Consider the following 12,431-nt stretch of genomic DNA (forward strand, 5'->3'; position numbering starts at 1 on the left):
TTTCTATTAGGAAATACTTAACATTAATATTATTAAAATGTTAAGAGCCATTTGGAGCTATTAATGCTCATTTTTAGATGCTTTTAGATTTCACAGCATCCAACTCGGTTTTCAGTGAATCCATTTTTGCAAAATACATAGGCTTTAAAGATTGCTTCAGCGGTTCTGAGCTTGGTAAGTTTTGTTTATATGGATCTTCTTGTCTTCCATATACCCAAAAACGATAACACACATGAGGACCTGTAGCTAAACCTGTACTACCAACATAACCAATTACATCTCCTTGTTTTACACGCTGCCCTACTTTTGCATTTCGTTTGGACATATGCAAATACTGCGTGGTGTATTTATCATTGTGACGCACTTTTACGTAGTTCCCATTTCCTCGCGTGTAGCTAGATTTAATTACAACACCATCTGCCGTGGACCAAATTGGGGTTCCTGTTGGGGCTGCATAATCTGTACCCTTATGCGCTTTCCATCTTTTTTGAACCGGATGAAATCTTCGCTTGGTAAATCGCGACGAAATTCTAGAGAATTTTAAGGGAGCTTTTAAAAAGAAGCTTTGAAGTGAATTTGCTTCTTCATCATAAAACTTAGCAAATCCGCTAAGAGAATCTTGACCAAATTCAAATGCATAATAAGGATTGTTGTAATGCGTCAATACGGCAGCTTCAATATTATCTAAACCGGCGTAAATAGTATCATTGATATATTTTTCATTATAGATAATTTTAAACTGATCTCCTTTCTGAATTTTAAAAAAATCTATTTTCCACTGATAGATGTCGGCTAATTTATCTGCCAATAAAATGCTTAAACCTTCATTATCCATCGCTGCGGAAAGTGAGGAGGTAATTACACCCGTAGCAGTTCTCTTTTGAATCGTTACAGGCCTCTTATTTTTACTTATAGAAATACTATCTTTAAAATTGACCACCGTATAATTAATGCGGTTTTCTTCATAAATAAAAGCTTGCACCTGAGCCAGAGAGTCCTTAGACTTTAAAATGGTGTATGATTTACCAACATTGATTCTTGCAGGATTAAATTTAGCTTTCACCTTTTCTGCAATCTCAAAAACTTTCCCCCTACTTACACCGTGGGTATCCATAATAGCTCCAAAGCTATCTCCAGGCCTAACGGTATCTCTATAAACTTCATAATCATTTAACGTAAAGCCATACTCCGTTATAACAGGCTCTGGCTTTGGTTTAACTTCTTTTATCGCTTCTTTTGGAGCTTCATCCTGTTCACATCCAAAGCTTAGAAGCAATACAAGGAATAGAGTTAGGTAAGGTAATTTTTTCAAGGGTGGGCGTTTATTGTTCTCAATATTTTACCAAAAATATTTAATGCTATTCTTTTACACAACTATTAAGAGTCTTTATTTACGAGGAAAATTCTTTAGAAGCTTTTTTTAACCTAGGAAAAAATTATTTCATAATAATTTCAAAAGGATTTTTTAATCCTTTATAGGCATCCAAGTCAGCTTCTAACGCTCCTACTGCAAGTTCTGCCTTAATTTTAATAGGCATTTTATTATCATCATCGCTTACCCAAAAAGTAAGGCTTTCTTCTTCGTCAAAAACACGATCTGCTTGTACATAAGGTCTAAATTTTAGACAACGTACTTTTCCGAATTTAGTTTTTAACACTTCTCTTTTCAAGAATACAGTTTTAAAACGATAATTTTCATCATCAAAAAATAAATCTAAGACAATCTCATCTCCCTTTTTTATATTTTTACGGTCTATTTTATTCCGAAGAAAATAAAATACAGATAGCATGTCTTGTACATTATTCTTTGTCGTAAAACTCTTTACCGTTTGGTGTTTATTATCAATTACTTTGGCTTTATGATTCTTTTGGTCAAAAAGAATTTCTTTATCCTTAGTATGTCCGCCTTCATTAATTTTTCTCACAAATTTTAAAGGCTGCCCCGTTTTTTTATTAATATAGGTTTGGTAATCGTCATCTACTTCAAAAAACAAGTGCAACAATCCAGTAGATTTCCCTCTACCAAGTATGTGATGAACCTCCTTATTGTCATAAATTTCATCTTTCACTTCTAAGGTAGCAAAGCTGGCATTAAACCACCCGTAATGAATTCTAAATTTAAACCATTCTCCAGCATCATAAGCTTCTTTTGATTGCGCAAATGCGGAAACACTAAACAAACAAATGACTATAAGTATAACAGATTTTTTCATAGGACATACATTAAATGATTTCATAGCAATTAACCATTTACAATTTCTATTCCAAAAGTAATAAAAACAAAAAGCCCCATCAAATATAATGATGGGGCTTCATGCTTATTAACCAACTAAAACTTAAATTTATGAAAAAAAATTTCCAAATTTACAAATCTAGTAACCACTCCAGAAATGCTGCGCAAAAGTACCACAACTTACAAGAGTAAATACGCTAAAAATTAACTTTAACTCTTTTCTTTGTAAATCAATGTTTTTAATTAAGTTTTAATGATTAAAATATATCTATTTAATGATTAATTAAGGGTTCCTCGTAATTCTTGCTCTCTTTCAATAGACTGAAAAAGGGCTTTAAAGTTCCCTGCACCAAAACCTTTTGCTCCCATTCGCTGGATAATCTCAAAAAACAAGGTTGGTCTGTCTTGTAATGGCTTGGTAAAAATTTGCAATAGGTAACCTTCTTCATCGGCGTCTACCATAATTCCCAAACTTTTTAATCTGTCTAAGTCTTCATTTAACTCGTGACTAAACTCCTCTAATCTTCCTGGAATAGCATTGTAATATTCTTCTGGTGGAGTAGATAAAAACTCTACACCTCTAGATCTTAAATCTAAAACCGTTTTAAGAATATCATCTGTAGCTACAGCAACGTGTTGTACTCCAGGTCCTTCATAAAAATCTAAATATTCTTCAATCTGTGATTTTTTTGCTCCTTCCGCAGGTTCGTTTATAGGAAACTTAATTCTTCCGTTTCCATTACTCATCACCTTACTCATCAAAGCAGAATATTCTGTATGAATTTGCTTGTCATCAAAAGAAAGGAAGTTTACAAAGCCCATCACGTCTTCGTACCATTTCACCCAAACATTCATTTCATTCCAACCTACATTTCCTACCATATGGTCAATAAACTTAAGACCTACTGGCTCTGGATTATAATCTGATTCCCACTTCACATATCCTGGTAAAAAAGTTCCTTTAAAGTTTTTACGCTCTACAAACATATGTACCGTTTCTCCGTACGTATAAATACCTGCTCTCACCACCTCGCCATTTTCGTCTTTATCTACGGTTGGCTCCATATAAGATTTAGCACCACGTTTGGTAGTTTCTTCATAAGCAGATCTAGCATCGTCTACCCAAAGCGCCACTACTTTAACTCCGTCGCCGTGTTTTACAATATGCTCATTAATTTTTTCTTTAGAATTTAATGGAGACGTGAGCACCAATCTAATCTTATCTTGCTGCAATACATAAGAAACGGTATCTCTACTTCCTGTTTCTAGCCCTTTATAAGCCATCGACTTAAAGCCGAAAGCTGTTTTGTAAAAATGCGCTGCTTGTTTGGCATTTCCTACATATAACTCTATATAATCTGTTCCTAAAAGTGGCAAGAAATCTTGCGCGCCTTCAAATATTTTTTCTAATCCGTAGTTTACTGATTCTACTTTCTTCTTACTCATTATCTTTATTTTTTAAATCGTTCTAGTTTCCCTTTTAAGCGTCCATTTCACATCTAATTTACCACATCGCTCTCGCTTGCGCGGAAGTGTTTAGTTGTAATATTTCGTTAAGCATGATTTTCATCTAACCAAGATTTATGATAGGTTTCATCGGCAATTTTCATTCCTTCCTCTGTTACTTGTAAAGGTTTAAAAGTATCTACCATTACGGCAAGTTCTTCGGTTTCGGTTTGCCCGATGCTTCTTTCTACCGCTCCTGGATGTGGACCGTGAGGAATCCCGGCAGGATGTAAAGAAATATGCCCTGCTTCAATATCGTTTCTACTCATAAAATCGCCATCTACATAATACAAAACCTCATCACTATCTATATTACTGTGATTGTAAGGTGCTGGTATAGATTCTGGATGGTAGTCATATAATCTAGGACAAAAACTACACACCACAAACGTATCGGTTTCAAAAGTTTGGTGTACCGGTGGCGGTTGGTGAATTCTTCCAGTTATAGGTTCAAAATCGTGGATAGAAAACGCATAAGGATAATTGTAACCATCATAACCAACTACATCAAAAGGATGCGTTGCGTAAGTCACTTCAAAGATTTCTCCTTGTTTTTTGATTTTCATTAAAAACTCCCCCTTTTCATCGTGAGCCTCCAACTCATAAGGTCTTCTAAGGTCGCGTTCACAAAACGGAGAACTTTCTAACAACTGTCCAAACCAGTTTCTATACCTTTTAGGCGTATAAATGGGACTCTTAGATTCTACGATAAATAGCCTGTTATTTTCATCAGCAAATTCTATTTTATAAATCGTCCCTCTTGGGATAACAATATAATCCCCGTATTTAAAATCTAAATTCCCAAATTGAGTTCTTAACTTCCCTGTACCTTTATGTATAAAAAGAAGTTCGTCTTCATCGGCATTCTTATAAAAGTAATCGTCCATAGATTCTTGCGGAGCCGCAAGCGCAATGGAACAATCAGAATTCATTAAGACTACCTTTCTACTTTCTAAATAATCTGGTGCAGGAACGGTTTGAAATCCGCGAAAGCGATACGATTTTATATTATTTTCTACGGCAATCTTTGGTTTGATACTATACGGCTCCTTAACGCTTTTTATTTGCGTGGGCCTGTGCTCGTGATATAGATTGGTAGACATCCCATCAAAACCTACGGTTCCAAAAAGTTGTTCATAATATAAGTCTCCATTCGGTTTTTTAAAAATCGTATGGCGCTTGGGTGGTATTTTTCCTAATTTGTGATAAAATGGCATAATAAGGGTGCTTTTCACAAATATCGGAAATTTTTCTATTCTATTGATTTTTATAAGCTTGGTTTTTAGAAAATACGGTTTTTGACTGAAAAAATGCAAAAAAAGGTTGAAGTTGAAGCTGAAATCGAAGTTGAAGTTGAAGTTGAAGTAATACTCTTTACGCATCCCCCGCCCGAATGAATTCGTTCAGGCGGGCTAACCCCTTACTTCGACTACGCTCAGCACAGGCTTTATTAGAAGTCAAAATAATAATTAACTTAAAATGCTTCTGATAGAATTAAGAGCGTGAGCAGAAAGTGAAGTTGAAATTGAAAATCTCTAAAAATAATACCCTAAACTAAAAAACCACTCGCTTTCACCACGTTCTGGGGAGTAGGTGTATTTTATTTCTATGGGCCCTAAAATGGTTTCTAAACCATAACCAAGACCTAATCCCGTAAAATCTGGTGTAGAAAGCAAATTACCGCTTTTGTATAAATCGTCTCCTACATTCGCAATATTATAGCTGGCAATAAAGTGGTTCTTTTTTAAAAATTCATAATCTACATCTATCAATCCTTTTACATAACTATCTCCTGTAATACTTAGAAAATCGTAGCCGTAGAAAGGCATAATATTATTCATGGGCTGGCTGCCATATCCGCCAAGGGAAAAATTTAAAGCGCGCATATCATTGTTTCCAACTCTAAAACCTGCGTCGGTTTGCAATCGCATACTTAACTGGGAAAACGGACTAAAAGCATACCCCACTTTACCTTTTGCAATAGAAAATTCTGAAAAATTAAAACTTGATTTAGCCTCAAATAAATAAAGATGAAAATCTGCCCTAAAATAAATACCTTTACTGGGAAAGTAAGTATTGTCGTAGGTATCGTAAGCAACATATCCCATTGCGCTAAAGAGGTTACTTTGTTCTAAAATAGTAAATGGTAGTTGTTCTGTAGCTTCGTTATCTACTATGGTTTCAGTTTCAATTTTTGAGTATTTATGCTCTGCGCCCACACCAAATTTAAAAGACTTAAACAAAAAGGTTTCTGCATAAAATTGATTTGTAAAATCAAAGTTTTCTAATTCTACTTTATTCACATTAAAATCGCCAATATTAGAATTTTGTTTTAAAAAATCGAAATCTACGTCTATATTAAATTGATTCACACGAGACTTAAGACCAATACTCCAATACTTTCCCTTATCGATATAATATTGAAATTCATACCTAAAATTATCGCCGGCAATAAGGTCTAAAGAAATAATATCGTTAGTGACCAAAAAACTTTTCTTTGTAAGATTTACTAAAGCCGCGCTTCTATACAGGTCATCATAATGCAAGCCCAAGCGCAAAAACATATTGTTTTCATTTTCAGCTACCTTTACTCTTAAGTTGTACTTATTTTTAGAATTGGGCTCTAAGGTATATTCTACACGTTTAAAATTTCCTGTAGCCGAAAGCGTGTTTACGCCTGTATTTAAATCTTTATAAGAAGTTTTGGCTTCGGTCTCTAATTTTAATTTCCCCCGAATGTAGTTTCTGGGATAATCGTGATTTCCCGTAATTTCTATCTGATTGATATAAACCGAATCCTGAAGCCTTACCGGCATTCTTTCTTTAAAATTATTAGGGTGTTGCCATTTTGCCACAGCTTTTAGCTCTTCCAACTTTAAGTGAGCTGCCTCTTCTCCATTTTTTATAATTTTCTCTCCCTTCTGAAAAGAAAGTACAGAAAAATCTGCAATATTGGGTTTAATATATAAGTCTGTTTTCTCCCGTTTCTCTTTCATATCACTAATCGTTCTAAAATTATTGACCTGCGTCATAATTTCAAAAACCGATTGTAAATTTTCTCTGTCTACCAAGCTGTCTTGTACATCTACGCCAATTATAAAATCTGCACCTCTCGCTTTTAACTCCTCAATGGGATAGTTATTGGCAATACCGCCATCACTTACCAACCTGCCATCTATTTCTACGGGACTAAATATAGTAGGAATGGCTCCACTAGCCGAAACTGCTTGTGCCAAAGAGCCACTTTCTAAAATAATAGCTTCCCCAGTTTCAATATCGGTTCCCATACAGAAGAAAGGAATAGGAAGGTTTTTAAAATTTTGAATGTCATTTACATGAACCGTCAACTGAGAAATGAGATTATATAAATTTTGCCCTTTCGATAATCCCGAAGGAAAAGAAAGTTTAAAATCATCAAAGGGCAGGGTTAAAGTGTACCGCTCTGAGTCTTTTCTTTCATAAAAGGTTTTTACACTTCTTGGAAGATCATCCTGTATTAAAGTGTTGAAATTGGTTTCTTTAAAAATAGAATCTAATTGATTTGGTGTATATCCCGCAGCATAAAGCGAACCTACAATGGCTCCCATGCTGGTTCCTGCAATATAATCTACCCGAATCCCTGCTTCATCAATTTTTTTTAACGCCCCAATATGTGCTAAACCTTTAGCGCCTCCTCCGCTTAAAACCAGACCTACTTTCAAATCTTTTTGGACAAGAGAGTCTTGCTGCGCGAAAGCACTTCCTGTTAAAAATAAAAATAGGTAAAAGAGGATTCTCATTCGGTTTCCTTTTTCTTCTGATAAAACTGATGCACCAAATTTCCTTTAGAAACACCTACTACATCCACCAATTCTTTTTTACTGGCTTCGGCAATACGTTTGATAGATCTAAATTGCTTTAACAATTCTACCGCTGTTTTTTCTCCAATGCCCGTGATAGATTCCAATTCTGTTCCCAAAGCGGCATTGCTTCTTTTGTTTCTATGGAATGTAATCCCAAACCGGTGCGCCTCATTTCTTAATTGCTGAATGATTTTTAAAGTTTCAGATTTTTTATCTAGGTACAAAGGGTATTGATCTCCCGGATAAAACAATTCTTCTAATCGTTTGGCAATTCCGATTATGGCTATTTTTCCGCGTAAGCCTAAATCATCTAATGCCTTTAGAGAAGAAGATAACTGCCCTTTTCCTCCATCAATAATAATGAGTTGTGGCAAAGGCTGGTCTTCGTTAAGCAATCGTTTATATCTTCTAAATACCACTTCTTCCATCGAAGCAAAATCATCTGGGCCTTCTACGGTTTTAATGTTGAATTTACGGTAATCTCGTTTGCTTGGCTTTCCGTTTTTAAACACCACACAAGCAGCAACGGGATTGCTTCCTTGAATGTTGGAGTTGTCAAAACATTCTATATGCCTAGGTTCTTCTTGCAAACGTAAATCTTTTTTCATCTGCGCCATCAATCGGTTTACGTGACGGTCTGGATCTACAATTTTCATTTGTTTAAAACGATCTTGACGGAAGTACTTGGCATTCCGTAAAGAAAGATCTACAATTGCTTTTTTATCTCCTAGTTTAGGAACAGTAACTTTAATATCCCCGCCTAAATTGATAGGGAAAGGAACATAAATTTCTTTAGACTGCGAATTGAAACGTTGCCGTATTTCTATAACGCCCAATGCTAACAATTCTTTATCGCTTTCATCCAGCTTCTTCTTCATCTCAATGGTGTGCGATCTAATGATAGAGCCGTGGGAAAGTTGTAAGAAATTGACGTAACCATAACCTTCATCGCTGGTTACAGAAAACACATCTACATTATTAATTTTAGGATTCACCACCGTAGATTTAGATTGGTATTTCTCTAAAACATTAATTTTATCTTTAATGCGCTGGGCTTCTTCAAACTCCATCGCTTCGGCATGGGTTTTCATTTGTTCTTTAAACTTCAGCAAAGAATCTTTAAAGTCTCCCTTTACAATTTGCCGAATGTGTTCAATATTTTTGTGGTATTCTGCCTCTCCTTGAAAGCCTTCGCAAGGCCCTTTGCAGTTTCCCAAATGATATTCTAAACAAACTTTATATTTTCCTTGCTGAATTTTCTCTTCGGCAAGATCATAATTGCACGTTCTTAATTGATATAAACCTTTAATGAGATCTAATAAAGTATGGACGGTCTTAAAGCTGGTGTACGGACCGTAATATTCGCTCCCATCTTTTATTATTCTTCGCGTAGGAAAAACCCGCGGAAAGCGTTCGTTTTTAATGCAAATCCAAGGGTAGGTTTTATCGTCTTTCAGCATCACGTTAAAACGAGGCTGATATTTTTTTATGAGGTTATTTTCTAGAAGTAAAGCATCGGTTTCAGAATTTACTACAATATGTTTTATATCGCGTATCTTCTTCACCATAACCCCAATACGGTGGCTATCGTGCTGCTTATTAAAATAAGAAGTTACCCTTTTTTTAAGGTTCTTCGCTTTCCCTACGTATAAAATTCTTCCGTTTTTATCGTAATATTGGTAAACCCCCGGACTCGAAGGAAGGGTTTTTAATTGTACCTCTAAAGATGCCTGCTCCATGTCCTCAAAGATAAAGTATGTTTTATACTTTTAAAAGAAACTGCGACTATCCTTAAAAACTATTTATTTTAAAACATTTTAGTTTACATTTGACACCTTATTTCTTCTGAATCTTTTACAATTCCGAAGAAAATTTGCACTAGACTTTTTGCTTTATAGATTTTTAATTAAATTGAATGGTGGTTCGCTTGCTAAAAAAGTTAGTACTCTAACCGCTATAGTGTTACATTTACCCTATGTATAAAACAAATAAAAAGATTATTGGCCGAAGCGATATCGTCAATTTCCCCGATTTACAACTTGAGGAAATTGCCATAAAGATTGATACCGGTGCCTATACCTCTTCTATTCATTGTAAAGACATTAAAGAAGAGAAAGGGGTACTTACGTGTACTTTTTTAGATGAAGACCACCCGCAGTATAACTCTATGGTATTTACATTTAAAGATTATAAAAAAATAACCGTAAGAAGCAGTAATGGCTTGGCCCAAAAACGCTACGAAGTAAAGTCAACTATAGAATTATTTGGCAAGACCTATAAAATTTCGCTTTCGTTAAACGACCGACAAGAAATGAAGTTTCCTGTCTTAATTGGAAGAAAATTTCTAAATAATAAATTTATTGTAGATTCTCAATTAAAAGATATATCCTTTCATCAACAAGACCAATAACAAAACTATGAACATTAAAATACTATCTAGAAATAGCAACCTATATTCTACCAGACGTTTGGTAGAAGCGGCGAAGAAAAGAAAACATGACGTAGAGGTTATTGATCCGCTTAAATGCGATATCGTAATCGAAAAAAGAAATCCCAATGTATATTATAAAGGCGCATACATAGAAAACGTAGACGCTATTATACCAAGAATAGGATCATCGGTTACTTTTTACGGTACGGCTGTGGTACGTCAATTTGAAATGATGGGCGCTTTTACCACCACCGAGTCTGAAGCTTTGGTAAGAAGTAGAGATAAATTAAGAAGTTTACAGGTATTGTCTCGAGCAAAAATAGGTTTGCCTAAAACGGTTTTCACTAACTATTCTAGAGATGTGGAAGGAGTAATCAATCAAGTGGGAGGAACACCTTTGGTTATTAAACTTTTGGAAGGAACACAAGGTGTTGGCGTAGTATTGGCTGAAACTAAGAACGCAGCACAATCTGTAATTGAAGCTTTTAATGGTTTGCAAGCTCGTGTGATTGTTCAAGAATTTATTAAGGAGGCAAAAGGAGCAGATATTAGAGCTTTTGTAGTTGATGGGCACGTTGTGGGTGCGATGAAAAGACAAGGAAAAGAAGGAGAATTTAGATCTAATTTACACCGTGGCGGTTCTGCGGAAGTGATTCAACTTACAGATGAAGAAGAAATTGCAGCTGTTAAAGCTTGTAAAGCGATGGGATTAGGTGTTGCCGGAGTAGATTTATTACAAAGTACACGCGGCCCTTTAATTCTTGAAGTAAATTCTTCTCCAGGATTAGAAGGCATCGAAAAAGCTACCGGAAAAGACATCGCAAAAACCATTATTAGATACATCGAAAAAAATATTTAAAACCTATGGCTTACATCGACAAGAAAAATGTTCTTACCATTTTAGAGCAGCGGGTGAAGCCAGGCGAAAGCGCTAGAATCAATTTTAATACCGCTAAGCTTTTCACGACAAGTCCTGTAGAAGTGCCTATTATTATAGAGCGCTCCAAAAATCCAGGTCCTATTGTGTTACTCACTGCAGGCGTACACGGCGATGAGATTAATGGAATTGAAGTGGTGCGCCAAATTATTTCTAAAAAAATTAACAAACCCAAACGAGGTACAGTGATTTGTATCCCCGTGGTTAACATCTTTGGCTTTCTCAATTTAAAAAGGGAATTTCCTGATGGTCGCGATCTTAATCGCATGTTCCCTGGATCTCAAAAAGGAGCTTTAGCCAGTAGATTTGCCTATCAGTTTGTACAAGAAATTTTACCCGTGGCAGATGTTTGTATAGACTTTCATACTGGTGGTGCCAGCCGATTTAACGCAGCTCAAATTCGAATACGAAAAGACGATGAAGAGCTCATGAAGTATGCTCAAATTTTTAACGCTCCATTTACGGTTTATTCTGCAAATATTGCTAAATCATTTCGAGACGCTTGTACTAAAATGGGAAAACCTATTCTTTTGTTTGAAGGAGGAAAATCGTTAGATAGCAATAGAGATATCGCTAAAGAAGGCGTAGAAGGCACCATGCGTATTTTAGATCACCTAGAAATGCTTCAGGATTATATTGAAACCCCTAAAAAACAAGAACCAACGATATTGATTGAGCATAGTATTTGGGTGCGAGCCAAATATAGTGGTTTGCTTCACATTAAAGTTCCTATTGGGAAAGCGGTAGAAAAAGGAGAATACATTGCAATTATTACAGATCCTTACGGCGAGTTTAGACACAAAGTAAAAGCCAATACCACGGGGTATATCATCAATGCCAATCAAGCGCCCATAGTTTATCAAGGAGACGCCATTTTTCATATTTCTAAACATTCTTAAATTGACTAAAAATCAAATCCGTAAAGTTTATAAAGCAAAGCGAGCAAAACTATCTGCTGAAGAAATAGAAGAAAAAAGTATGGCTATCGCCAATCAACTTTTGGCTTTGCCTGTTTGGGAGTATCAATTTTATCATCTTTTTTTAAGCATTACCCAACACAAAGAGGTAGATACCGAGTTTGTTCTCCATATTCTTAGCGGAAAAGATAAAAACATCGTCGTTTCAAAAAGTGATTTTAAAACCTTAGAAATGCAGCATTTTTTACTTACAGATGCTACTCCCATAAAAATAAATGAGTGGGGAATCCCCGAGCCACAAAACGGAATCGAAATTAAAGCGCAACAAATAGAAGTGGTCTTTATTCCGCTTCTTGCTTTTGACCTTCACGGAAATAGAATTGGCTACGGAAAAGGTTTTTACGACCGGTTTTTAGAAAATTGCTCGCCAAAAGTTATCAAAATAGGCCTTTCTTTCTATGAAGCCGAAGCACAAAAAATTGAAGCTTCTTCATTAGATGTTCCGCTGGATTATTGCGTTATGCCGGAGAGGGTCTATAGGTTTTAAATCTTTTAGCAAATACTA

10 protein-coding genes are annotated in these 12,431 nt (G+C 35.5%); 4 read left to right on the top strand and 6 right to left on the bottom strand.

Features of this window, described 5'->3' with window-relative positions; translation table 11 throughout:
* Positions 1-73 precede the first annotated feature (73 nt).
* The 6 genes from RLT85_RS09120 to uvrC form a co-directional block, all read right to left on the bottom strand.
* A complete protein-coding gene (locus RLT85_RS09120; RefSeq protein WP_311401724.1) occupies positions 74-1,312 on the bottom strand; it encodes a M23 family metallopeptidase in 1,239 nt (412 codons plus the stop codon).
* A 124-nt stretch (positions 1,313-1,436) separates the two neighbouring features.
* Positions 1,437-2,213 carry a DUF3108 domain-containing protein gene (locus RLT85_RS09125; RefSeq protein WP_311401725.1) on the bottom strand — a complete coding sequence of 259 codons (777 nt, stop codon included), beginning with the start codon at positions 2,211-2,213 and terminating at the stop codon, positions 1,437-1,439.
* Between the two features lie 299 nt (positions 2,214-2,512).
* A complete protein-coding gene (gene hppD, locus RLT85_RS09130; protein WP_311401726.1) occupies positions 2,513-3,679 on the bottom strand; it encodes a 4-hydroxyphenylpyruvate dioxygenase in 1,167 nt (388 codons plus the stop codon).
* Positions 3,680-3,786: 107 nt separating this feature from the next.
* On the bottom strand, positions 3,787-4,956 hold the full coding sequence (locus tag RLT85_RS09135; protein ID WP_311401727.1) for a homogentisate 1,2-dioxygenase: 1,170 nt from the start codon (positions 4,954-4,956) through the stop codon (positions 3,787-3,789).
* A 318-nt stretch (positions 4,957-5,274) separates the two neighbouring features.
* Complete coding sequence (locus RLT85_RS09140) at positions 5,275-7,518, bottom strand: patatin-like phospholipase family protein (RefSeq protein ID WP_311401728.1); 2,244 nt, start codon at positions 7,516-7,518, stop codon at positions 5,275-5,277.
* On the bottom strand, positions 7,515-9,320 hold the full coding sequence (uvrC, locus tag RLT85_RS09145) for an excinuclease ABC subunit UvrC (RefSeq protein WP_311401729.1): 1,806 nt from the start codon (positions 9,318-9,320) through the stop codon (positions 7,515-7,517). The genes RLT85_RS09140 and uvrC overlap by 4 nt, the downstream gene beginning before the upstream one ends.
* Positions 9,321-9,556: 236 nt before the next feature.
* Here uvrC and RLT85_RS09150 point away from each other — a divergent pair, with 236 nt between their 5' ends.
* From RLT85_RS09150 to RLT85_RS09165, 4 genes are read left to right on the top strand one after another with little or no spacing between them, the layout of a single operon-like run.
* The gene (locus RLT85_RS09150; RefSeq protein ID WP_311401730.1) at positions 9,557-9,991 is read left to right on the top strand and encodes an ATP-dependent zinc protease family protein; all 435 of its coding nucleotides are present in this window, start codon (positions 9,557-9,559) and stop codon (positions 9,989-9,991) included.
* Positions 9,992-9,998: 7 nt separating this feature from the next.
* Positions 9,999-10,871, top strand: coding sequence for a 30S ribosomal protein S6--L-glutamate ligase (rimK, locus tag RLT85_RS09155; protein ID WP_311401731.1), 873 nt, complete (start codon positions 9,999-10,001; stop codon positions 10,869-10,871).
* Between the two features lie 5 nt (positions 10,872-10,876).
* On the top strand, positions 10,877-11,848 hold the full coding sequence (locus tag RLT85_RS09160) for a succinylglutamate desuccinylase/aspartoacylase family protein (RefSeq protein ID WP_311401732.1): 972 nt from the start codon (positions 10,877-10,879) through the stop codon (positions 11,846-11,848).
* 1 nt (position 11,849) lies between these two features.
* On the top strand, positions 11,850-12,413 hold the full coding sequence (locus tag RLT85_RS09165; RefSeq protein WP_311401733.1) for a 5-formyltetrahydrofolate cyclo-ligase: 564 nt from the start codon (positions 11,850-11,852) through the stop codon (positions 12,411-12,413).
* The last annotated feature ends 18 nt before the right edge of the window (positions 12,414-12,431 follow it).

Source organism: Mesonia ostreae (assembly GCF_031845265.1).
In the GTDB taxonomy this organism is placed as follows: domain Bacteria; phylum Bacteroidota; class Bacteroidia; order Flavobacteriales; family Flavobacteriaceae; genus Mesonia; species Mesonia ostreae.